This window comes from Marilutibacter chinensis (genome assembly GCF_021725675.1).
Lineage (GTDB): Bacteria > Pseudomonadota > Gammaproteobacteria > Xanthomonadales > Xanthomonadaceae > Marilutibacter > Marilutibacter chinensis.
In genome coordinates this window covers 65,242-88,351 of sequence record NZ_JAKJPO010000012.1, presented here as the reverse complement: position 1 = coordinate 88,351, position 23,110 = coordinate 65,242, and the positions used below count along the sequence as shown (strand labels likewise).

General features: G+C 68.5%; 20 protein-coding genes. 7 read left to right on the top strand and 13 right to left on the bottom strand.

Going from position 1 to position 23,110, the window contains the following annotated elements; genetic code table 11:
• A partial coding sequence (locus L3V18_RS15645) for an integrase core domain-containing protein (RefSeq protein ID WP_237054893.1) occupies positions 1 to 127 on the top strand: 127 nt, incomplete at its 5' end.
• Here L3V18_RS15645 and L3V18_RS15640 read toward each other — a convergent pair.
• The 3 genes from L3V18_RS15640 to L3V18_RS15630 are packed head-to-tail and all read right to left on the bottom strand — an operon-like array spanning position 124 to position 2,455.
• Entirely contained in the window at positions 124 to 711 is a 588-nt protein-coding gene (locus tag L3V18_RS15640; protein ID WP_237056108.1) for an IMPACT family protein, read from the bottom strand. The two genes, L3V18_RS15645 and L3V18_RS15640, sit on opposite strands and share 4 nt — an antisense overlap.
• Positions 708 to 1,868: a hypothetical protein gene (locus L3V18_RS15635; RefSeq protein WP_237056106.1), complete on the bottom strand. Its 1,161-nt coding sequence runs from the start codon at positions 1,866 to 1,868 to the stop codon at positions 708 to 710. Before L3V18_RS15635 ends, L3V18_RS15640 begins: the two co-directional genes overlap by 4 nt.
• Positions 1,865 to 2,455 carry an RNA polymerase sigma factor gene (locus tag L3V18_RS15630; protein ID WP_237056105.1) on the bottom strand — a complete coding sequence of 197 codons (591 nt, stop codon included), beginning with the start codon at positions 2,453 to 2,455 and terminating at the stop codon, positions 1,865 to 1,867. Before L3V18_RS15630 ends, L3V18_RS15635 begins: the two co-directional genes overlap by 4 nt.
• Before the next feature lie 271 nt (positions 2,456 to 2,726).
• Here L3V18_RS15630 and L3V18_RS15625 point away from each other — a divergent pair, with 271 nt between their 5' ends.
• Positions 2,727 to 5,672, top strand: a complete 2,946-nt coding sequence (locus L3V18_RS15625) for an EAL domain-containing protein (protein WP_237056103.1) — start codon at positions 2,727 to 2,729, stop codon at positions 5,670 to 5,672.
• A gap of 37 nt (positions 5,673 to 5,709) precedes the next feature.
• Here the strand turns inward: L3V18_RS15625 and rnfB are convergent, their stop codons facing one another.
• The 3 genes from rnfB to L3V18_RS15610 form a co-directional block, all read right to left on the bottom strand.
• Complete coding sequence (gene rnfB, locus L3V18_RS15620) at positions 5,710 to 6,153, bottom strand: Rnf electron transport complex subunit RnfB (RefSeq protein WP_237056100.1); 444 nt, start codon at positions 6,151 to 6,153, stop codon at positions 5,710 to 5,712.
• Positions 6,154 to 6,257: 104 nt separating this feature from the next.
• Entirely contained in the window at positions 6,258 to 8,306 is a 2,049-nt protein-coding gene (gene metG, locus L3V18_RS15615; RefSeq protein WP_237056098.1) for a methionine--tRNA ligase, read from the bottom strand.
• A 170-nt stretch (positions 8,307 to 8,476) separates the two neighbouring features.
• Entirely contained in the window at positions 8,477 to 8,932 is a 456-nt protein-coding gene (locus tag L3V18_RS15610) for a DUF2147 domain-containing protein (protein ID WP_237056096.1), read from the bottom strand.
• A gap of 485 nt (positions 8,933 to 9,417) precedes the next feature.
• Here L3V18_RS15610 and L3V18_RS15605 point away from each other — a divergent pair, with 485 nt between their 5' ends.
• Positions 9,418 to 10,674, top strand: coding sequence for a sulfotransferase family protein (locus L3V18_RS15605; protein WP_237056094.1), 1,257 nt, complete (start codon positions 9,418 to 9,420; stop codon positions 10,672 to 10,674).
• 112 nt (positions 10,675 to 10,786) lie between these two features.
• Here L3V18_RS15605 and L3V18_RS15600 read toward each other — a convergent pair whose 3' ends face one another.
• Positions 10,787 to 13,609, bottom strand: a complete 2,823-nt coding sequence (locus L3V18_RS15600) for a TonB-dependent receptor plug domain-containing protein (RefSeq protein ID WP_237056128.1) — start codon at positions 13,607 to 13,609, stop codon at positions 10,787 to 10,789.
• Positions 13,610 to 13,903: 294 nt separating this feature from the next.
• Here L3V18_RS15600 and apbC point away from each other — a divergent pair, with 294 nt between their 5' ends.
• The 4 genes from apbC (at position 13,904) to L3V18_RS15580 (ending at position 17,881) form a co-directional block, all read left to right on the top strand.
• A complete protein-coding gene (gene apbC / locus L3V18_RS15595) occupies positions 13,904 to 14,980 on the top strand; it encodes an iron-sulfur cluster carrier protein ApbC (RefSeq protein ID WP_237056092.1) in 1,077 nt (358 codons plus the stop codon).
• A gap of 231 nt (positions 14,981 to 15,211) precedes the next feature.
• On the top strand, positions 15,212 to 16,582 hold the full coding sequence (locus L3V18_RS15590; RefSeq protein WP_237056090.1) for a S8 family peptidase: 1,371 nt from the start codon (positions 15,212 to 15,214) through the stop codon (positions 16,580 to 16,582).
• A 134-nt stretch (positions 16,583 to 16,716) separates the two neighbouring features.
• Positions 16,717 to 17,283: a dCTP deaminase gene (gene dcd, locus L3V18_RS15585; protein ID WP_237056089.1), complete on the top strand. Its 567-nt coding sequence runs from the start codon at positions 16,717 to 16,719 to the stop codon at positions 17,281 to 17,283.
• Positions 17,284 to 17,362: 79 nt separating this feature from the next.
• Positions 17,363 to 17,881, top strand: a complete 519-nt coding sequence (locus L3V18_RS15580; protein ID WP_237056088.1) for an RDD family protein — start codon at positions 17,363 to 17,365, stop codon at positions 17,879 to 17,881.
• 86 nt (positions 17,882 to 17,967) lie between these two features.
• Here L3V18_RS15580 and pcp read toward each other — a convergent pair whose 3' ends face one another.
• From pcp to pxpB, 6 genes are all read right to left on the bottom strand, one after another.
• Entirely contained in the window at positions 17,968 to 18,645 is a 678-nt protein-coding gene (gene pcp, locus L3V18_RS15575; protein ID WP_237056087.1) for a pyroglutamyl-peptidase I, read from the bottom strand.
• Positions 18,646 to 18,682: 37 nt separating this feature from the next.
• A complete protein-coding gene (locus L3V18_RS15570) occupies positions 18,683 to 19,651 on the bottom strand; it encodes a DUF979 domain-containing protein (RefSeq protein ID WP_237056086.1) in 969 nt (322 codons plus the stop codon).
• Complete coding sequence (locus tag L3V18_RS15565; protein WP_237056085.1) at positions 19,638 to 20,360, bottom strand: DUF969 domain-containing protein; 723 nt, start codon at positions 20,358 to 20,360, stop codon at positions 19,638 to 19,640. Before L3V18_RS15565 ends, L3V18_RS15570 begins: the two co-directional genes overlap by 14 nt.
• Complete coding sequence (locus L3V18_RS15560; RefSeq protein WP_237056084.1) at positions 20,357 to 21,130, bottom strand: 5-oxoprolinase subunit PxpA; 774 nt, start codon at positions 21,128 to 21,130, stop codon at positions 20,357 to 20,359. The genes L3V18_RS15565 and L3V18_RS15560 overlap by 4 nt, the downstream gene beginning before the upstream one ends.
• A gap of 266 nt (positions 21,131 to 21,396) precedes the next feature.
• Entirely contained in the window at positions 21,397 to 22,371 is a 975-nt protein-coding gene (locus L3V18_RS15555) for a 5-oxoprolinase subunit C family protein (RefSeq protein ID WP_237056083.1), read from the bottom strand.
• Positions 22,368 to 23,075: a 5-oxoprolinase subunit PxpB gene (gene pxpB, locus L3V18_RS15550; protein ID WP_237056081.1), complete on the bottom strand. Its 708-nt coding sequence runs from the start codon at positions 23,073 to 23,075 to the stop codon at positions 22,368 to 22,370. Before pxpB ends, L3V18_RS15555 begins: the two co-directional genes overlap by 4 nt.
• Positions 23,076 to 23,110 lie beyond the last annotated feature (35 nt).

Below are 23,110 nucleotides of genomic sequence, written 5' to 3'. Positions count from 1 at the left end.
GCAGCGCCGCCAGGTGCTTCCCCACTGGTTGCACCACTACAACTGGCATCGCCCTCACGCCAGCTTGGGCTACAAGCCTCCGATCAGCCGACTGCCACTGAACAACGTACTGGGTTTACACAGCTAGCCGGTCTCGAAGCGGACCCGGTCACGGGTGGCGTCGCGCAGGCGCTGTTTCAAGGTCGCGAGGTCGTCGGCGGGCAGTTCCAGTCGCATCCGTGTGCCTTCGGCGTCGAAACGTTCGTCGAGCTTGTCGACGGCGAACTGCGCCAGCGTCGCGTGTACGGCGCCGGTGACCTCGAACGGATAGGCGATCTCTGCCGCGATCATCGTCACCAGCGGCTGCCGCGGCGCAGTGCGCAGGCACTCGGCCGCGCAGCCGCCGTAGGCGCGGACCAGCCCGCCGGCGCCGAGCTTGACCCCGCCGTACCAGCGCGTGACCACCACCCCGACCCGGTCGAAGCCCTGGCCCTCGATCGCGGCCAGGATCGGCCGGCCGGCGGTGCTGGCCGGTTCGCCGTCGTCGTTGAAGCGGTACAGCCCGCCGATCCGGTAGGCCCAGCAGTTGTGCGTGGCGGCCGGATCGCCGACTTCGTCGAAGAAGGCCAGAGCCTGTTCCGGCGAGCCGACCGGCGCCGCCTGGGCGAGGAAGCGGCTGTGCTTGACCTCGATCGCGTGGCGGACACGGCCGGCGAGGGTGTCGGCGCTCACGGTGCGTCGGGCCCGTCGCCCTCCGGCGCCGCGAGCAGTTCGTGCAGATCGTCCGGCAGGCGCACGCGCGGGTGTGCCTTGCGGAACAGGCGCAGGCTTTCGCGCGCGGCGTCGGCGTCTCCGGCGGCCCGGCGTGCGCGGATGCGTTCGAGCCAGTCGCGTGGGGCGAGCGAGCGGTCCTCATGCACAGGTATCGCCGCGACCCCCGCGGAGCGGATGCGGCTGCCGGTGACTTCGACCCGGTCGAGCGCGACGCTTTCGGCTTCGGTGTCGGCCGTACTGGCAGCGGCAGCACTGTCGGCGGCGTCGGGGGGGAGTTCGGCGGTGTCGGAGACGATGGCTGGCGCCGGTGCGGCATAGGCGGCCGGTGCTTCCTGCAGCGCAGACTGTGTTTCGGTGCGTGCTTCTTCGGCGTGCAGCTTCGCCGCCCGCTCCGGCTCCGCACGCGCGGCGCGGGTGTAGGTGGCGCGTCGTGGCGCGCCGGCGGGTTCGGGGGACACCTGTCCGGTGACGGGAAAGGCGGTCGGCGCGGGTGTGGCGGCGTCCTCTGGCCGGGGCGCCGGCGCGGGAGCCATGGCCGGCCTGGCCTGCGTGGTTTCCTCGGATGCCTGTTCGCGCGCCTCCTGCCCGGCAGCCTCGCGCTTGCTTTCCATGTCGGCCTCGCGCGACGCGTGCCCGGCACGGGAACGCGTACCGGCGGCGTCGTCGGTGACGGGGAGAGCAGAGGGGGCAGAGGAGGGGATCGGGGCAGCGGCCGGAGCGCTCTCTCGGGCAGTGGGAGGCGGTTCGACGATGCGCGTGCGCGGTTCGCTCGACGGCAGCTCGTCGACCAGGATCACATGTTCGGCCTCGCCGGCCGGCCCTTCTCCCACCTGCGGCAGCACGCTGTCGCCCGGACGCAGTTGCCAGACCACGCCGAGTACCAGGGTCAGCGACGCGGCCAGCCCGAGGCCGGTGACCAGTCCGCCGGCACCGCCGGACAGCCCCAGCCAGCGCCGACGGCCGCGTCGTGGCGTGCGTGCCACGGCCTCGTGCGCGGCGGCCAGGATCTTCGCGTCCAGCGCCGGCGGCGGGCCGTCGCGCACAGCCAGCCGCGCCAGGCGGTCGGCCAGGGCGCGTTCTTCGGGCGTCAGCGGTTCGTGGTCGTGGCGCGTCATTCGTTCAATCTCGTACGCAGCTTGTCCATCGCGTAGCGGAGCCGCGATTTGACTGTTTCCCGGCCGACGCCGGTGATCTCGCCGATTTCCTCCAGGCTCAGTTCCTGCTCCAGGCGCAGGCTCACCACCAGGCGCTGCTCGTCCGGCAGCTCCTCGATCGCCCGCTGCAGCCTGCGGCGCTGTTCGAATTCCGACAGCGCACGCTCCGGCGTCTCGGGGTCGGGCACCCGCGCGGCGCGCTCGTCGCCGTCCTCGGGCGCCGGCGGCCGATGCTTCAGACCGCGCCAGTGATCGTTCAACCGATTGTGGGCGATCCGGTACAGCCATGTGCTGAACGCGGCGTCCGGCTTCCAGCCCGCGCGCGCGCCGATCACCCGCTGCCATACGTCCTGGAAGAATTCGTCGGCCAGCGCCTGACTTGCGGCCTGGCCCTGCAACTGGCGCATCAGGAACCGGTACAGCGGCGCGCGGTGGCGTGCATAGAGCTGTTCGAACGCCGCCACGTCACCGCCGGCCCACGCCAGCATCAATGCGGCGTCGTCCGGTTCGGCGGTCTGCAACGCGGCTGTGTCGATCCCCGAATCCATCCGGGGCAGGTTACGTTCTGCCGTTGCCGACGGGAAGCGTCTGGTGCATTGTGTAGCGCTTGTCGGGGGTGCCCACGACGGACACCAGACGCCGCCATGACCGGGGAATGCCACACTCATGGAGTTGCCAACGCACGGGAGCCCGGTTCGGGGTTGTCCGGACCGGCAGGGTGTCCGGACGGGCCCCGTGGATGACGTGTCCCTGATATCGAACTCCTTCATCCGCAGCCATCGGATGGCGGCTGAACGGGCGTACTGACGGGCGTACTGAATGGGGCTGCAATCCGTGCAATCGATGGGCGATGCCGCTGGAACGGCGGCCCGCGCCGCTCCGTCGCTGGCCGCGGACGCCCTGCTGAAGGTGCTGAGGCGCACGCTGGGACGCGACGGCGAGGTGGCGCTGTGCTGGCGGGCATCCGATGCGGACGACATCGTCCGTTTCGGCGCAGGGCCGGACTCGCTCGCCTGCGTCACGGCCGAGCGGTTGCTCGCCAACCGGCCCGGCAACGAGGGCCCGCGCCAGGTGGCGATCGTCTGGACCGCCGCCGACGGCACCCGCGTCGCGCTGGCGGCGATCCTCGGCGAACCGATGCCGCTGGCCGAGCGCAACGAATGGCTCGACATGGCGCGGGGCCTGGCCGATGCCTATCTCGTCGCCGAGCGTGCGCAGGCGCGGGTGAAGTCGCTGGAGGATTCCGAGCGCCTGCAACAGGCGCTGTACGAGATCGCCGACCTTTCCGGTTCGGACATGGACCTGGCCGAGATGCTCGAACGCATCCACCATGTCGTCGCCGGCCTGATGTACGCCGAGAACCTGTACATCGTGTTGTACGACGCAGTGCGCAGCACCGTCCGCTTCCTCTATTTCGCCGACAGGCGCGACCCCTACGAGGCCGATCCCGAGCTGGAGATCCACGAGCGCGAGCTGCCCAACAGCATGACGATCGCGCTGCTGAAGCAGGGCGAACCGCAGTTCGGTCCGTCGGCCGAGATCCGCCATCGGCTTGGCATCGCCCGCGACATCGCGCACGGCCCGGACAGCGAGGACTGGCTCGGCGTGCCGATGCGTCGCGACGACCGGGTCTGCGGCGCGCTGGTCGTGCAGTCGTACGAGCAGGCTGGCGTCTACGGCGAGGAGCAGCGTGCGCTGCTGAGCTACGTCGCCCAGCACATCCTCACGGCGCTCGACCGTCGCCAGGCCCGCGACGAGCTGGAACGCCGGGTCGAGGAGCGCACCTATGCGCTGCAGCTGACCAACCGCGACCTCCAGGCCGAGATCGTCGAGCGCCAGCGTGCCGAGCGCCTGCAGCGGGCATTGTTCCGGATCGCCGAGCTGTCGATCACGTCCGGCTCGCTGGAGCGGTTCTACGCGCAGATCCACGACGTGGTCGGCGAGCTGCTGTATGCGCGCAACTTCTACATCGCGATCGTGCGCGACGACGGCGGCACCCTCGAGTTCCCGTACTCGGTCGACGAGCGCGATCCGGCGCGGCCGACCCGCAGGCTCGGCGCCGGCCTGACCGAGTTCGTGATCCGCGCCGGAACCGCGATGCTGGCCGACAGCCAGCGCCTCAAGCAACTGCACGCGTCCGGCGAGGTCAGGCTGCACGGCGCGATTCCGCATTGCTGGCTCGGCGTGCCGCTGCTGCATGAAGGGGCGGTGGTCGGCGTGATCGCGGTGCAGAGCTATTCGCCGGCGATCAACTTCACCCAGCGCGACCAGGAACTGCTCACCTTCGTCGCCCACCACATCAGCAATGGCCTGGCCCGCAAGCGCGCCCAGGACCGGCTGGTCGCCGCGCACGCCGATCTCGAGCAGCGGGTGCAGGCGCGCACCCAGGAACTGGCCCGGGCCAACGCCGACCTGCTGGAGCAGATCGGCGAACGCCTGCGCGCCGAACAGCGGCTCACCTACCAGGCCCGCCACGATGCGCTGACCGGCCTGCCCAACCGCAGCCAGCTCCTCGAGCGCCTCGGCATGGCGATCAGCCGGGCGCGACAGTCGGCATCCTCATCGTCGTTCGCGGTGCTGTTCCTCGACCTGGACCGCTTCAAGCTGGTCAACGACAGCGCCGGGCACACTGCCGGCGACCACCTGCTGGTCGAGGCGGGGCGCCGCATCGTCGCGGCGGTACGCGAGGACGACATGGTCGCGCGGCTCGGCGGCGACGAATTCGCGATCGTGGTCGACAACCTGGACGACCGGCCCGACTGCGCGCCGGACAACCTCGCCGTGGTGGAAACCCTGGCCCAGCGCATCCTGACGCTGCTCAGCCAGCCGTGCTGGGTCGCCGGGCGAGAAGTGTTCCCGTCGGCCAGCATCGGCATCGCGTTCTGGAATCCGGGCTACCGCAACGGCGCCGACCTGCTGCGCGACGCCGACGCCGCGATGTACCGCGCCAAGGCTTCCGGCCGCGACCGCTGGGCGGTATTCGACCAGGCGATGCGCGACCAGGCCGTGCGCATCCTGGATCTGGAGGCCGACCTGCGCCGTGCGATCAACGGCGATGGGTTCATCGCGTTCTACCAGCCGATCGTCAAACTCCACGACGGCAGCGTGGTAGGCCACGAAGCGCTGCTGCGCTGGCGTCACGAGCGCCGCGGCCTGCTGCTGCCCGGCGAATTCATCGGCCTGGGCGAGGACAGCGGCCTGATCGAGGAGGTCGACTGGGTGATGTACCGCCGGGTGCTGCAGCACCTGGCGGCGGAGCCGGGCGACAGCTACGTGTCGATCAACGTATCGCCGCGTCATTTCCGCGCCACCGACTTCGCCGACCGCCTGCTGCGGCTGGCGGACGCCGCAGGCGCCGATCCGTCGCGCCTGCGCATCGAGATCACCGAGGTGGCCCTGCTCGACGACGCCTCGCGGGCGATCCGGACGCTGCGGACCCTGCGCGACCACGGCGTGCTGGCCCAGCTCGACGACTTCGGCACCGGCTATTCGGCGCTGTCCTACCTGCACCGGTTCCCGGTCGAGTGCCTGAAGATCGACCGCAGCTTCGTGTCCGGACTCGATTCCGGCGGCGGTCACGAGGCGGTGGCGGTGGTCCGCGCGATCCAGGCGCTGGCCGGCACGCTCGGCATCTACACGATCGGCGAGGGCATCGAGACCCTGGCGCAGAGCCAGACCCTCAGTGGCCTGGGCTGCACGCGCGGACAAGGCTATCTGTACGGACGTCCTGCGGAAACACCGGCCTACGAGGCCGCGGCGGGCTGAAGGCCGCGGGCAGTGCGCCCGTGCCCCGGCGCGGCCCCTACCGATGGGGTGGCGCGGAAGGGCCCGGGTCCGCGGGTGCGGTCATCACGATGCAGTCGACCGGGCAGGCGGGCACGCACAGCTCGCAGCCGGTGCACAACGGCTCGATCACCGTGTGCATCAGCTTGCTGGCGCCGATGATCGCATCGACCGGACAGGCCTGGATGCACTTGGTGCAGCCGATGCAGTCGGCCTCGACGATCAGCGCGACCGGCGGCACGACGTGGTGGCGACCGCGGTTGCGGTCGTACGGACGCGGGGGCACGTCCAGCACGCGCGCAAGCGCGTGCGCTCCGGCATCGCCGCCGGGTGGGCAGCGGTCGATCGCCGCCTCGCCACGCGCCATCGCTTCGGCGTAGGGCCGGCAGCCGTCGAACCCGCATTGCCGGCACTGGGTCTGCGGCAGGATGCGGTCGAGGCGTTCGATGAGATCGTCAGGCATGGGCTGCACCGATCGTAGCCCGGGTAAGGCAAAGCCGCACCCGGGGCATCGACGGAATGCCATCCCGGGTGCGACTTTGCCTTACCCGGGCTACGGGTGGAGTTTCAGCGTACCGGCATGCCGGGCTGGGCACCGGCGTCGACGTCGAGCAGGGCCAACGCGCCGCCGTCGAAGCCGGCCGACAGGATCATGCCCTCGCTGAGGCCGAAGCGCATTTTGCGCGGCGCGAGGTTGGCGATGAACACCACGTGGCGGCCGACCAGCTTGTCCGGCTCGCCGTAGGAAGCGCGGATGCCGGAAAAGATCTGGCGCGTGCCCAGCTCGCCGGCATCCAGCTCGAAGCGCAGCAGCTTGTCCGAGCCTTCGACGAACCCGCAGGCCAGCACCTTGCCGATCCGCAGGTCGAGCTTCGCGAAATCGTCGATGTTGATGGTTGCCGGCGTTTCGGCGGCGGGCTGCGGCGCAGCCTTGACGGGAGCGCCTTCGGGCGCGGGCCTGGCGGCGAGGGTGTCCTTGGATGCTTCGGTCATCTTTTCGATCAGTTTGGGGTCGATGCGGGTGAACAGCGGGGTATAGGTGGCGATCGCGTGGTCGAGCAGCGGCTCGCGCACGCCGTCCCAGCGCATGGCCGGGGCGGCGAGAAAAGCCTCGGCCTCGGCACTGACCCGTGGCAGCACCGGCTTGAGCGCGGTGTTGAGCACGCGGAACAGGTTCAGTGCCTGGGTGCAGACCGCGTGCAGTTCGGTCTCCATGCCTTCCTGCTTGGCGAGCACCCACGGCTTGTGCTCGTCGATGTACTTGTTGGCCTCGTCGGCGAGGGCCATCGTCAGCCGCAGCGCGGTCGCGGCCTCGTTGCGGGCATAGGCGTCGGCGATCGGCTGCAGTTGCTCGACGAAGCGGGCGTACATCGCCGGCTCCGGCAGGGCCGCGGCGAGGCGGCCGTCGAAACGCTTGCCGATGAAGCCGGCGCAGCGGCTGGCGAGGTTGGCGAACTTGCCCACGAGGTCGGAATTCACCCTCGCGACGAAATCGGACAGGTTCAGGTCGATGTCGTCGACGCCGCCGCTGGTCTTGGCCGCGTAGTAGTAGCGCAGCGCCTCGGGATCGAGGCCGACGTCGAGGTAGGTGCGGGCCATCACGAAGGTGCCGCGCGACTTCGACATCTTGGCGCCGTCGACGGTCAGGTAGCCGTTGACGTGCAGGCGGGTCGGCGCGCGGTGGCCGCTGCCGTGCAGCACCGCCGGCCAGAACAGCCCGTGGAAGTTGACGATGTCCTTGCCGATGAAATGGTGCAGCTCGGCGGCGCTGTCTGTGGCCAGGTAGCTGTCGAAATCCAGGCCGCGCTGTTCGCACAGCGCCTGGAAGCTCGACAGGTAGCCGATCGGCGCGTCGAGCCAGACGTACAGGTACTTGCCGGGCTGGTCGGGGATCTCGAAGCCGAAGTAGGGCGCGTCGCGGGAAATGTCCCAGGCGCGCAGGCCGCCGTCGGCATCCAGCCACTCCTGCAGCTTGGCCTTGACCCCGGGCAGGGCCACGTCGCCGGCCAGCCACTCGCGCAGGAAGCTCTCGAACCCGCCGACCTCGAAGAAGAAGTGCTCCGACTCGCGCAGCTCGGGCGTCGCCCCGCTGAGCACGGAGTGTGGCTCCTTCAGGTCGGTAGGCGCATAGGTGGCGCCGCAATTCTCGCAGTTGTCGCCGTACTGGTCCGGTGTGCCGCAGTTCGGGCAGATGCCCTTGACGTAGCGGTCGGGCAGGAACATGCCCTTCTCGGGGTCGTACAGCTGCGCGACCGAGCGGCGGCTGATGTGGCCGGCGGCGTCGAGCTTGCGGTAGATCGCGTGCACCAGCTCGCGGTTGCGCGACGAGTTGGTGGAATCGTAGTGATCGAAGGCGACGCCGAACGCAGCGAAGTCGCGCTCATGGCTGGCCTGGATCCCTGCGATATAGGACTCGGGCGTCATCCCGGCCTTTTCGGCGGCCAGCATGATCGGGGTGCCGTGGGTGTCATCGGCGCAGACGAAATGCGCGGTGTGCCCGGCCATGCGTTGCGCGCGCGACCAGATATCGCCCTGGATGTAGCCGACCAGGTGGCCGAGGTGCAGGTGGCCGTTGGCGTAGGGCAGGGCGCAGGTGACGACGAACTCGCGGGACATGACGGACTTGCTGGCGAAAGGGCGTGGATTATCGCATGTTGCTGCGCCGGTCCCCGCCGCATCGCGGTCCGCAGCCGTGGCCGGGGCGGCGCAGGAAAGCGGAAGGCCCGGAGGACCGGGCCTTCTGGCTCATCTCGTCGCGGCGCCGCATCCGCGGCCCGTTCGGCGCGCTACTTGCGGACCCAGGTCTGGGTGCGGCCGAGCAGCGAGAAGCCGACGAAACCGCGCACCTCCAGCTTGCTGCCGTCGGCGGTCGGGGTGATCTTGGCCGAATAGACCTTGCCGGTGGCCGGGTCGAGGATCTGGCCGTCCTCCCAAACGTCGCCGTCCCTGCGCAGTCCCCACAGGATCACCATGCCCTTGACCGGCTTGTCCTTGCGGTCGCCGGAGCACTTGTCGCAGACCGGATTGGGACCGCGGTCGGACTGCAGGACCTCGCTGACCCGCCCGGCGAGCGTGCCGTCGGTGGCCTCGTAGATCTCGACGATGGATTTCGGCCTGCCGGTCTTGTCGTCGATCGTGGTCCAGCTGCCGACCGGCGACCCGGAGGCATCCTGGGCGAGGGCGGCGAAAGATGCCGCGGCCAGCGGTACGGCGACGAGCAGGGCGAGCAGTCGGTTTCGCATGAATCCCTCCGGGTGCTTGAAATGGAATGGCGCCGTCCTGCGGCGTCCGGCCTTTATACCGCATTCGCATGCGTATGGAAGCTGCGCTGCAGCAGGTCGCCAGTGCCGCGGGGACGTCATCTGCCGCATGCGCTAGGATCGCTGGCCGACCTGTTCCCGCGGACGTCATGACCGATCATTCGCATACCTACGCAAAAGCGGTGGACGCCCTCAATCGCGGACAGTGGCCACAGGCGCTTGCGTTGGCGGACTCGCTGCTACCGGAAGTGGGCGGGCATGCGGGCGTGCATTTCGTTGCCGGCGTCGCCGCCCTGTACATGCAGGTCATGCCGCGGGCGCTGGGCCATCTGGAGACGGCGGTCCGTCTGAATCCAGCGCGTCCGGACTATGCAGCCCAACTGGCGCGTGCGCTCGCCTCGGCGGCGATGACGCGACAGGCACTGGAGGTCGCCGGACGCGCGCTGGCCCAGGATCCCACGGATACGATGACCCTCGACACGCTGGGCGTGGTGTTCACGCAGGGCAATGCGCATGAGGACGCCGTCCGGGCCTTCAGACGTGCGGCGGCACTGCGCCCTGATGTTGCCAGCTATCGCTTCAATCTGGCCACCTCGCTGACATTTCTTGGCCAGGTGGACGCCGCCGAGCAGGAGTATGAAGCCTGTCTGACGCGCGATCCACGTTACTGGAAGGCGCATCTGGCCCTCGCGCAGCTTCGTCGGCAGTCCGCCGAGGGGAATCACCTGAAGCGGTTGAAGGGGCTGCTTGGACAGGCGGCCGGGGATCTTGGCGGTCGCACGTACCTCCATCTTGCGATTTCCAAGGAGCTGGAGGATATCGGGCAGTTTTCCGAGGCGTTCACGCATCTTCAGGCTGGAAAGCAGGCCGGAGGGGAGAGGCGAAACTACTCCTTCGAGCGGGATCGTGCGTTGTTCGACGCCATCATCGCGGCGTTCGACGCGCCGCTGGAGGCCGTGGTCGGCCACGGGAGCGGGGAGCCGATCTTCGTGATCGGGATGCCGCGCACCGGTACGACCCTGGTCGACCGCATCCTCGGCAGTCATCCCGAAGTCCATACAGCGGGCGAGTTGCCGAACTTCGGCTTCCTGCTCAAGCGCCTGTCGGGTAGCCGGACCCCGGCGCTGCTGGATGCCGACACGTTGTCCCGCTCGGCACCGATCGACGCCGCACGGTTGGGGCAGGCCTACATCGACAGCACTCGGCCCGGTACCGGACATACGCCTAGATTCACGGACAAGCTGCCGCACAACTTCCTTTACGCCGGCCACATCGCCCGGGCCCTGCCGAACGCACGCATCGTCTGCCTGCACCGGGATCCGGTCGATACCTGCCTGAGCAATTTCAGGCAGCTCTTCAGCCAGGGATCGCAGCACTACGACTATTCGTTCGACCTGCTCGATACCGGGCGTTACTACCTGCAGTTCAAACGATTGATGGAGCACTGGGAGCGGGTGCTGCCGGGGCGGATCCTGAGCCTCGATTACGAGGACATCGTCGACGACCAGGAAGCGTGCACGCGACGGCTGCTCGAGTTCTGCGGACTGCCCTGGAACGAGGCCTGCCTGGCATTCGAGCGGAATCAGGCACCGGTGGCGACCGCGAGTGTGGTGCAGGTTCGCGAACCGCTGTACCGCTCGGCGATCCGGCGCTGGAAGCGCTATGAGCCGCAGTTGGCGGAATTAATCGCCCTGTTGCGCGAAGGCGGCGTCGCGATCGACTGAGGCTGACCCGCCAGAGCTCTCGGCAGGCGTTTCCCGGTCTGGTTCCCGGCACAAAAGACAGGCCCCGCCGGAGCGGGGCCTGTTTCCAGTGCAGTCGAAAGCCTTCCGGCGATCAGTTGCCGAAGTTGTAACGGGCTTCGAGATAGAACGAACGACCGTACACGCTGTAGTTGCTGCTGTTGTACGGCGAACCCGTGCTGCCAGGATAGCTGCCGTCGAAGGGCGGCATCTCGTTGGTCAGGTTGTTGACCAGGAAGGACAACTCCAGGTTCTCGAGTGCCTGATAGCTGACGCTGGCGTTGAAGGTGTAGTAGTCGTCCAGCTTCTTCGCGCCAGGCGCATCGTAACCGGCGGTGCTGACCGATGCGATGTAGTTCGGCGTCTCGCCCATCCAGTTCATGTACAGCGTGCTCGACCAGTCGCCCTTGATCCAGGTGCCCGACAGGGTGGCGCGATCCTTCGGATCGGTACTGTAATACGGGTTGTCGAGGTAATCGGTGGTCGGGTCGCCTTCATAGATCGTGCGGTCGTGCTTCAGGATCCGGGTGTAGTTGCCGTCGAAGACGAACTGGCCCCAGTTGTCGGTGCCCAGGAGATAGTTGAAGGACGCCGTGGCGGCTTCCATCTTCCGCTTCGATACGTTGATCTTGGGCGTGTAGATCTCGGTCACGAAGTTGTTGCTGGCCTGGCGCGTCACCTGTGCCAGGGTCTGCACGCAGGTCGGCGAGTTGATGTCGTCGATGCCGGCGCGGCAGCGATACTCCTGGAACATCAGCGCGTCCGAGCTCTGCTGCGTCACCTCGTTGTCGATGTCCCAGCTGTAGTAGTCGGCGGTGAACGACAGTGAACTGGTCGGAGCCCACACCACGCCCGCGTTCCAGACGTCGGCGTTGATCGGCTCCAGCTCGAGGTTGCCGGACTGGGTGCCGAACACCTGGCGATTCGAGAGCTGTGTCGGGCAGGCATCGATCTGAGCCGGATCGTTCGGATCGAAGCCGGCCTGGCTGCACAGGTAGTAGTCGGTCACGAAGGTGTAGAAGCCGCTGCGGCCCTGGAACTGGTCCGACAGCGTCGGCGCGCGGAACGCGGTGCCGTACTTGCCGCGGAACATCAGGCTATCGACCGGGCGGAATTCCAGACCGACACTGTAGGTCGTCTTGTCCAGCTTCTGGCCGCCGTCCGGCGAGAACGAGTCGTAGCGGCCCGAAGTCGTCAGTGTCAGCATGTCCAGCAACGGCATGCGCAGCTCAGCTGTCGCCGCGTGGCGGTCGCGTTCACCGCCTCCTGCCACAGCTGTGGTGCCCCAGATGGAGCCGTCGAGGAAGCGCGAATCCGGGGTGTAGTCCCACTTCTGGCGACCCCACTCAAGGGCGATCGCGAGACCTGCATCGCCACCCGGCAGTTCGAACAGCGAGGCGTTGGTCACCTGGCCACGGATCATGGTGTCGGAGGTCTCGCTCCGGCTGTTCGCGTAGCCGGTGAAGCTGGCGAAGTCCTCGGGCGAGATCGGCTGGTAGAACGCACCGTAGTCGGGGGTAAATACCGGGTATGCGCCGAAGTACGGATCCCAGCCCTGCTGCGGACCCAGCACCTTGTCCTGGAAATAGTCGTTGATCGGATCGGCCCAGCGCACGAAATTGCGCTCTTCCAGCTCGTAGCGGGTGTGGGTGCCGCCGAAGTCGTAGCTCCAGTCGGATTCCCCGAAGTAGCCCTTCACGCCGAGCGCGGCCTGGTAGGCATCGCTGGCGTCGAAGTTCATGCTGTTGCGGTAGCCTTCCGGACCCATGTCCTCAGGCGCGAACCCGCGCTGCAGGTTGATCAGACCGTCGACGTCCGGGTCGTAGAAGTAGCCCCACTTCACACCAGTGCCCCACCAGGTGTAGTTGGAGCCGACGTGGTAGCCGACCTTCTCGTGGCTGTACAACAGGTCGGCGTACAACTGCGCGTTGTCGTTGAAGTCGTAGGTGAGGTGACCCATGAACTGGGTCGCTTCCTTCTCGTTGCGCAGGGTGCGATAGCCCGGAGTGAAGAACGAGCCGCAGTATTCGCCCGAGCCCGGACGGAAACGCTCGCCTTCGGTGCCGCCGAACAGATGGTCGACGTTGGCGCAGCCTTCTGCTTCCGGCGGCAGTGGCACGTAGCCGAAATTGCCGAATCCGAAGTTGGAGATGTCCTTGTAGCCGTAGACCAGGAAGTCGCGGCTGGCCAGCGGCGGCGAAGTGCCGTCGGTGTTGTACTGCTTGGTCAGGTCGCGCTGGTAGGCCCAGATCGGGTCGCGCTGCTCGTACTGCACGCCGACCAGGCCGTTGAGCCGGCCATCGGCGGCCGAGAAGCCGTCGGCGACACTGATGCGGAAGCTCGAGCCACCGCCTTCACCGTACCAGCCTCCGCGGAGGTTCAGGCTGGTGCCGTCCATCTGCTTCTTCAGCTTGATGTTGATGACGCCCGCAATCGCGTCCGAACCGTACAACGAGGACTGGCCTCCCGGCAGGATCTCGATGCTCTCCACCAGGTCGATCGGAATGTTGCTGATGTTGTTGAACGTGTCGCTACCGTTGTACAGCGCCGGGTAGTTGGCCATCGGGCGGCCATCGATCAGGTACTTGGTGTAGCCCGGATCGAGGCCGAACATGCCGATGGTCTCGGCACCCTGGGTGAACGACGCGGAGGTCTGTGCGCCTTGCACGCCACCGGTCGAGACGGCGTTCTGCTGCAGGACATCGGATACCGAGGTGAAGCCGCGCGAGCGGATGTCCTCGGCGGTGATGGTCATCACCGGAGAAAATGTCTCGAGCTCGGTCTGCGGAATCAGCGAACCGGTAACGGTGATCTTGTCGATCTCGGTGGCTCGGGAGGTTTCCTGGGACTGAGCGTCTCCTGAAGATGAATCTGCCCCCTCCTGCGCGAAGGCGCCGGTGGCGAGCGGCAGCAGCATTGCGGTGAACAAAGCAGCGCTCAAGCGGCTGCGTTGCAGCCTGCGACTTTTCACTACCATTGTGATCCCCTAAGTGCAGTGTCTTGTTTGAGTTCGGCGTTCCCTGCCGTTTGTTGTTCGTGCCATCAACTCCCCTGACGGCCAAACCGGCGGATGTCCAGACCAGGTCCCTTGGTGACCAAAACTTAACATGGTGTTAATACGCCTGCCACATATCCATGGCGGGAAACTTTGCCGAATCTGCCCTTTCGTCCCCCTCCGATCCGTAATTTCCGCCATCCCATAGGTCCTTCCGTGTCCCTCGAACTGCAAACTGTTGTGTCCTCGCTGGTCCTGCCCGAACTGGGCGTCACTCTGGAGCGGGCCGGTGCCCGGGTGCGCATTGAGCAGGAGGCGGGGCGAGCGGTCGTCGAGGTCGTCCTCGCCATCCCGGCAGGCGGATTCGAGAACTCGCTGCGCTCGATGGTCGCCAATGCTCTGGAGGCGCGAGGGTTGCAACTGGCCCGGCTGGACCTGGTGCAGCGGATCGCCGCACATGAGGTCCAGCCCAACCTCTCGCCCCTGCCGGGCATCCGCAATGTCATCGCGATCGGCTCGGGCAAGGGCGGGGTCGGCAAGTCGACCACGGCGGTCAACCTGGCGCTGGCGCTGGCCGCCGACGGGGCCCGGGTCGGGGTGCTGGATGCGGACATCTATGGGCCGAGCGTGCCGGCGATGCTCGGGCTGTCGGGGCGCCCGGACAGCCCGGATGGCAAGACCATCGAGCCGATGCGCGCGCATGGGGTCGAGGCGATGTCGATCGGACTGCTGGTCGACCCGGACACGCCGATGATCTGGCGCGGACCGATGGCGACCTCGGCGCTGACCCAGCTGCTGGAGCAGACCCGCTGGGGGGGCGAAGAGGGCCTGGACTACCTGGTCGTCGATCTGCCGCCGGGGACCGGCGACATCCAGCTGACCCTGTCCCAGAAGATTCCCGTCGCCGGGGCGGTGATCGTGACCACACCGCAGGAGATCGCCACGCTCGACGCTCGCAAGGCATTGAAGATGTTCGAGAAGGTCGAGGTGCCGGTGCTGGGGCTGGTCGAGAACATGGCGGTGCACGTGTGCTCGAACTGCGGGCACAGCGAGCACATCTTCGGCAGCGGCGGCGCGGCGCAGATGGCGGAGCGCTACGGGGTGCCGCTGCTCGGCAGCCTGCCGCTGGATGTCGGCATCCGCGAGCAGGGCGATGCCGGGCGCCCGATCGTCGCCGCCGATCCGGATTCGCCGGCGGCGCTGGCCTACCGCCAGGCGGCCCGGGCGATGGCGGCCGAGCTGGCGCGCCGGCCGCGCGCTGCGATGCCCATCTCGGCGTCATTGCGCGACTGATTCACAAAAATGAACAAAATATGAATATCGACGGCATGATGCTCCGGCGGCGGCCTTCGCCGGCGGCGATGTTGCAAGAGCCTGATTGGGCGAATATTTTCGCCACATTCGGCAAATGTTCTTCGGTTTTCCCTGAGTGATTTCCCCTAAGACGCGGTGTTCCGGACTCTGCTAGCGTCCGCCGGTCGCCCAGTTCCGGGCGTCGGCAAGACCTTTTCTGGGGGTTGATGCATGAACCGAGCAGTGCGCAGTTCGATCCTGGCGGGCGCGGTGGTTGCCGCTCTGGGTATGTCTTCGATCGCGGTCGCCGGGGGGCGGCCCGATCTGGTGCTGAGGGACCTGGATGCCGGCAAGGCGCACCGGGCCGGGGAGTTGATCGTGAAGTTCCGCGATGGCGCCGACGCCGGTCAGCGCGGCGCGGTCCGCGGAGGGCTGGGTGCGCAGCAAGCCAGGACCGTGCGTCGCGGCCGGAACGGCGGCGACGTGGAGCTGATGCGCCTGCCGGCCGGCATGGCGCTTGGTGTGGCGATCAAGGCGCTGCAGAACGACCCGGCGGTCGAGTACGCGGAGCCGAACTGGACCTACCAGCATTTCGCGACCTCCAACGACACCTACTACACCAACGGTTCGCTGTGGGGCATGTACGGCAACACCACCAGCCCGTCCAACGCCTACGGTTCGCAGGCCGCCGAGGCCTGGGCCGCCGGCCACACCGACTGCAGCAACGTCTATGTCGGCGTGATCGATGAGGGCATCTACTACAACCACGAAGACCTCGCCGCGAACATCTGGACCAACCCGTACGACCCGGTCGACGGCATCGACAACGACGGCAACGGCTATGTCGACGACGTCCATGGCTGGGATTTCGAGGGTGGCAGCAACGACATCAACTCCGGTGGCTCGAACGACGACCACGGCACGCACGTGTCCGGCACGATCGCCGGCATCGGTGGCAACGGTAAGGGCGTGGCCGGCGTGTGCTGGTCGGGCGTCAAGCTGATCAGCGGCCGCTTCCTCGGCCGTCGCGGCGGCAGCACCGCCGACGCGATCGAGGCGGTCGACTACATGACCGATCTGAAGATCCGCCACAACATGAACATCGTGGCGACCAACAATTCCTGGGGCGGCGGCGGTTTCTCGCAGGCGCTGCAGGACGCGATCGGCCGAGCCGGCGACGCCGACATCCTGTTCATCGCGGCGGCGGGCAACAGTGCCTACGACAACGACGCCCAGGCGAGCTATCCGTCGAACTACCCGAACGCGAACATCATCGCGGTCGCCTCGATCACCAGCACCGGCGGGCTGTCGAGCTTCTCGCAGTGGGGTGCGACCACGGTTGATCTTGGCGCACCGGGCTCGTCGGTCTACTCGACGGTGCCGGCCCGCTCGAAGGGCAATTTGGTGTCGGGTTATGCCAGCTACAGCGGCACCTCGATGGCGACCCCGCACGTGACCGGCGCCGCGGCGCTGTACGCGTCCTCGCATCCGTCGGCCACCGCCGCCGAAGTCAAGACGGCGATCCTGGACGCCACCGTCGCCACTCCTTCCCTGCAGGGCAAGGTGCTGACCGGCGGCCGTCTCGATGCCAGCGGCTTCTGATCGCTGTCCGCCAGGTGCATGACCAGGAGGGTCCGGACAACCGGGCCCTCCTGCTTTTTGGGGGCATGGCGCCGCGCATCGGCGGCGGGCTGCCGCTAGAATCGGCGTTCCCCAGAATCAGGTGACAGTCCCGCATGAGCATCAAGTCCGACCGCTGGATCCGCCGCATGGCGCGGGAACAGGGCATGATCGAGCCGTTCGAACCGGGTCAGGTCAAGCATGTCGGCGGCGAGCGGATCGTCAGCTACGGTACCTCGAGCTACGGCTACGACGTGCGCTGCTCGCGCGAGTTCAAGGTCTTCACCAACATCAACTCGACGATCGTCGACCCGAAGCATTTCGATTCCGGCAGCTTCGTGGACGTCGAATCGGACGTGTGCATCATCCCGCCGAATTCGTTCGCGCTGGCGCGCACCGTCGAGTATTTCCGCATCCCGCGCGACACCCTGGTGGTCTGCCTGGGCAAGAGCACCTACGCCCGCTGCGGAATCATCGTCAACGTGACCCCGCTGGAGCCGGAGTGGGAAGGCCATGTGACGCTGGAGTTCAGCAACACCACGCCGCTGCCGGCGCGCATCTACGCCAACGAGGGCGTCGCGCAGATGCTGTTCTTCCAGTCCGACGAGGTCTGCGAGACCAGCTACAAGGACCGCGGCGGCAAGTACCAGGGGCAGACCGGCGTCACCCTGCCGCGGACCTGAGCGCACGACGGCCGCAGAGGGTAGGATCACAGCGACCCGCGCTGCAGGACGATCCTGCAGGCGACAACAGGAGGGGGACATGCAGCAGGACAACGACAATCCGTACCAGAGCCCACAGGCCGTCGTCGAGGATGTGGCGATCGGCGACGATCTCGCCGGTCGTGGGGAGCGGCTCGGCGCCGCGATCATCGACACCCTCATCCTGCTTGCGGTGCTGATGCCGCTGATGTACGCGGGCGGCTATTTCAGCCAGGCGATGGAGGCTGCCGCACGCGGCCAGCAGGTGTCGATCGTCTCGCAGTTGATGTGGATCGTCATCGGCTTCGCCGTGTTCGTCGCGATCCAGTTCGTGCCTCTGAACGCGAGCGCGCAGACCTGGGGCAAGCGTCTGGTCGGCGTGCGCATCGCCAATCTCGACGGCAGCCAGCCCGGCATCGGGCAGCTGCTCGGCAAGCGCTATCTGCCGGTGCAGCTGGTGACGGCCATACCGCTCATCGGCAATGTTCTCGCCGTGATCAATGTGCTCTTCATCTTCCGAAGCGACCGGCGCTGCGTGCACGATCTGATCGCCGGTACCCGGGTGGTCAAGGCGCGCTGAGCCGGTTCCGGAATCCGGCTTCACTGGAAACCCCTCGCCCGGCGAGGGGTTTCCGTTCGTATGGCCGGCGGTCTCGAAGCGGAAGGTCAGTGGGTGGTGCCGGCCGGTACGCGTATGTCCTCGCCGGTGTTCAGGGCGGTACGCACGGCGATCCGCAATCCCTGGACGACGGTGTCGACCGGCAGACTCGGCGCGCCGGGGTGGCGGGCGGCCAGTTCCGGCGAGTAGGGGATGTGGATGAAGCCGCCGCGGACCCGCGGCTTCGCTCGCAGCGCGTGCATCAACCCGTACAGCACGTGGTTGCAGACATAGGTGCCGGCGCTCTGCGAGATCTCGGCCGGGATTCCGGCCCGGCGCATCGCCAGCATCATCGCCTTCAGCGGCAGGCGGCTGAAGTAGGCGTCCGGACCGCCCTCGACGACCGGCACGTCGACCGGCTGCGCGCCGGCATTGTCGGCGATGCGGGCATCGTCGACGTTGATGCCGATCCGTTCCAGCGAAAGCTGTGCGCGGCCGCCGGCCAGGCCGACGCAGATGACCAGAACCGGCTCGACCTCGCGCAGTGCGGCGCGCAACTGCTCCAGCGAGCGGCCGAACTCGACCGCCAGGCGGCGTGCGACGACGCGGTGCCCGGCGATGCGCGCGCCGTCGAGTGCCTGCACCGCGTCCCAGCTCGGATTGCCGGCGTCGTCGCCGAAGGGTTCGAAGCCGGTCAGCAGCACCGTTGGCGCCGGTTTCCTGCGGAGTGTCTGTCGGCGGGGCATCGGCGGGTTCGATCAGGGCGCGGGGCGGGAGGTGGGTTCAGAAGGTGAAGGCGAGCCAATACATCAGCGCCAGGTTCGCCAGCATCAGCGGCAGGGCCGTCGGTACCTGCGCACGGATCACCGCATTGGGATCGTCGAGTTCCAGCAGCGCGGCCGGCACCAGGTTGAAGTTGGCCGCCATCGGCGTCAGCAGGGTGCCGCAGTAGCCGGTCAGCATGCCGAGCGCACCGAGGATCGCCGGGTCGGCACCATGCCGCTGGATCAGCAGGGGCAGCCCGATGCCGGCGGTCATCACCGGGAACGCGGCGAAAGCGTTGCCCATGATCACCGTGAATACGACCATCCCCAGCCCATAGGCGACGATGCAGGCCAGTCGGCTGTCGGTCGGGATCACCGATGAGACCAGGCTGGCGACCGCCTCGCCGACGCCGCTGGCGCCGAACACGCCGCCGAGGGTCGCCAGCACCAGCGGCAACAGCGCCGCCCAGCCCATCGTGTCGAGCAGGCGGCGGCCCTCCGCGACGGCCATGACCGGACGCTCGCCGGTGACCCGGATCGCCGCGAAGGCGGCCAGCACGCTGGCCAGCGACAGCCCGACCAGGGTGATGCTGCCGGCGCCGAACAGCCGGTATCCACCCCAGCCGACCTTTTCTCCGAACAGCACCACCAGCACGGTGATCAGCGGAATCAGCAGGGCCGGCCCGAACAACCGGTGACCGAGGCGTTCGGCCGACGACCGGCGCTGGGCTTCCGGTGCCTCGGCCAAGTGCTCGCGACGCATCCGTGGCGCCAGCAGGGCCAGCGCGATCACCGCCGCGCCGGCCAGTTGGGCCGGCAGCGGATCGCCGGCCGCGCTTGCGGCGAGCACGATGTTGCCGGTACCGAAAAGCGCGGCCACCAGCGCCCAGAACGCGGCATGCGCATGCCGACGCTCGCGCAGGTTGCGCCAGCCCGCGTACAGCAGGAATCCGGCGAGCAGTCCGTAGAACAGGTCAAGGCCGAGCACGCGGGGTCTCCCGGGCCTCCTGCATGGCCGGCGGGGCGGCCTGCAGCCGGCGCCGCAGCGCCCGATCGAACATCTGCACCCGCACCGCGTGGATCGCGAACGCCGCGACCGCGGTCGGCAACGCCCACAACGCGATCTGCAGCGGCTCCAGCACGATGCCGTGCTCGGCATAGAAGCCCTGGATCAGCAGCACCGCGCCGAATGCCAGGAACACGTCCTCGCCGAAGAAGCGGCCGACGTTGTCGGTGGCGGCGCCCAGCGCATGCACCTTCTGCAGCTCCTCGTCCTCCAGTGGTCCATGGACCTTCTCGGCCGCGGACGTCGACATCGGCGCCAGCAGCGGACGCACCGTCTGCGCGTGACCGGCGATGTCGATCAGCCCCAGCATGCTCAACAGCTGCCGTATCCCCAGATAGGCGACCAGCAGCTTGGTCAGGGTCAGCCGGGTCCAGCTCGCGATCCACTTGATCGCGTGTTCGCGCAGGCCGGCACGTTCCAGCAGCCCGATCGTCGGCAGCGTGAACGCGAACAGCAGCAGCGCGCGGTTGGACACGAAGCTGTTGCCGAGCAGGGCGAGCAGTTCCGGAACCGACTTGCCCGCGGCCAGGCCGCTGACCAGGCCGGCGGTGACGACGACGACGACCGGATTGAAGCGCAGCATGAATCCGGCGACGACGCAGGCGACGCCGAGCAGCGGCCAATAGTTCATGAGTGCGGTCCGCCGATCCCGCCCGACGGCGCCGGGGCGCGGATGCCGACGCCGTCGGTCTCCAGCGCCGCGCGCAGGCTGCGGGCGAACGCCGCCGCATCGGGCCGGTCGCCATGCAGGCACAGGCTGTCGGCGCGGACCGCGACGTGGCCACCACCGGCCACCGGTGCGCGCCCGCGCAACACCAGTTCGCGGGTCTGCGCGACCGCCGCATCGGCCGTTTCCAGCACCGCGCCGGGCAGGCCACGTGGCAGCAGGCGGCCATCGGCGCCGTAACCGCGTTCGGCGAACACCTCGTGCACGACCCGCAGGCCATTGGTCTCGCCGGCCGCGGTCAGGGCCGAGCCGGACAGGCCGTACAGCGCGAGGTCCGGATCGAACTCAGCGACCGCCTCGGCAATCGCCCCGGCGATGGCCGCGTCGCGCGCGGCCATGTTGTACAGCGCCCCGTGCGGCTTGACGTGGGCCAGGCGCACCCCTTCTTCGGCGGCGATGCGGGCGAGCCGGCGCAACTGCGCGGTCACCAGCAGCATCACGTGGCCGGACGTCGCCGGCAGCTCGCGGCGACCGAAGTGCTCGCGATCGACGAATCCCGGATGCGCCCCGGCGGCGACGCCGTGCTCGCGGCACAGGCGCAGGGTCGCGCGCATCGCGTCGTCGTCGCCGGCATGGCCGCCGCAGGCGATGCTCGCGCTGCTGATCAGTGGAACGATAGCGGCATCGTCGCCGCAGCCTTCACCGAGGTCGCAATTGAAATCGATGTCCGGCACCGGCCCGGTTCCTGGTCGAACTGCAGAAAAGGAGCCTAGCAGGTTGCCGGAAGACGCACGTCATCCATGTTCCGGTCCCGGGCATTCCCGCGCATCGTCGCGGCAATGCACGGGGTGGGTGCGCTTCTGTCCGCACGGGCGGCATGCCGCCTGCGCCACCTCGTTCGAGTTCGGTGGGGCGGCGGTTCGTTTGCCGGTTGCCCCGTTTCTCCGGGCGTCGCTCCCCGATGCCGCTCCCGCCGGTTGCCTGCGGCCGCGCGCCGGCCTCACCCGTCGGGCATCGATCGCAGTCGTTCGTCGAGCAGGTATTCCAGCCGACGCCACTGCGCCAGCCGTGCCCGCCGCAACGAGGCGCCGGTGTCCGTGTCGACCGCGATCCAGTGCAATCCGGTGCCCGGTCCGGCCTGCGCCAGTCGCGGCAGGTCCGACGCGACCACATGGCCGAGCCGGCGGTAGCCGCCGGTGGTCTGGGCGTCGGCGAGCAGCACGATCGGCTGGCCGTCGGGCGGCAATTGGATGGTGCCTGGCGCGACCGCGGCCGAGACGATGTCGCCAGCCGGAACCGGCAGCGGTTCGCCTTGCAGGCGCAGGCCTTGCCGGTTGCTGCGCGCGTCGACCCGCCACGGACGCGACGCCAGTTGCCGTGCGATTCCGTCCGCATGCGGCAGGGGAACGAAACGGACGATCATGGTGTCGCCCGGCAGCGGATCGAATTCGACCCACCATCGCGGTTGCCGGACCTGCGTCCGTGGTACGGCATCGCCGGGGCCGAGCTGCAGCGCGTCGCCGCGCGCCAGCGCCCGGCCCGCATGGCCGCCGAAGCCGCCGCGCAGATCGGTGCTGCGGCTGCCGAGCATCTCGGGCGTGCGCAGGCCGCCCTTGACGGCGAGCCAGCCGCGGATCCCGCGCCGCAGCCGTCCGATCCGCAACGACCCCGGTGGCAGCCCGACCGGCCGGCCTGCACCGATGAGGGTGCGCGTCCCGCCGGCGTCGGTATGGACGACATCGGCCTCGGCGCCGCACAGCGCGATCGTCGTCGGCGCGTCGAGCCACAGGGTCGGGCCGATCAGGGTGAATTCGAGTACCGCCGCATCGGCCGGGTTGCCGACCAGGCGGTTCGCCAGTCGCGCCGCGTCCGGGTCCAGCGCGCCGGCGCGGGCGACGCCGAGGTGCCGCCAGCCGGTGCGTCCGATGTCCTGGACCGTGCTCAGCACGCCGGGTTGTTCGACCGTGAGCATCATCCGCCGCCTCCGCCCTGCCGGCTCGCGAGCCGCTCGAAGGTATCGGCATCGATCATGCGGAAGCGCACGCGGTCGCCGGGAGCGAGCAGGGCCGGCCTCTCCCGGCACGGGTCGAACAACACCAGCGGGGTTCGCCCGATGATCCGCCAGCCGCCCGGGCTCTCGCGCGGATAGATGCCGGTCTGGCGGCCGCCGATCGCGACCGAGCCGGCCGGGATCCGCGTACGCGGTGTCGCCAGCCGCGGCAGCGCCAGCGTCGACGGCAGGCCGCTCAGGTACGGGAAGCCCGGCGCGAAGCCGATCATCGCGACCGTGTACAGGGACGAGGCATGGCGGTGGGCCAGCGTTTGCGAATCCAGGCCGAGCTCGTGCGCGGCGTCGGCCAGGTCGGGGCCGAAACGGCCGCCATAGCTGACCGGGACGTCGACCACGCGCCCCGAGGGCGGAGGAGCGGGGCCGCCGCCGTGCAGATGATCGCGAAGCCATCGCGCGACCGCGTCCGCGTCCACGGCGGCGGAGTCGAAGAACACGCCCAGGCTCGCGTAGGCCGGCACCAGGTCGACCACGCCCGGCAGGCGGTCGCGGTCGAGGCGGGCGGCGAGGGCGTGCACGCGTTCCAGCGTCGCCTCGTCGATGGACTCGCCGAACGCGACCAGCCAGGCGTCGTCGGCAAGCGGTTCCAGTTCCGCCCCCGGAGCGTTCACGCGCGCGGGATCCCTGGCCGATCCGGTTCTGTGGC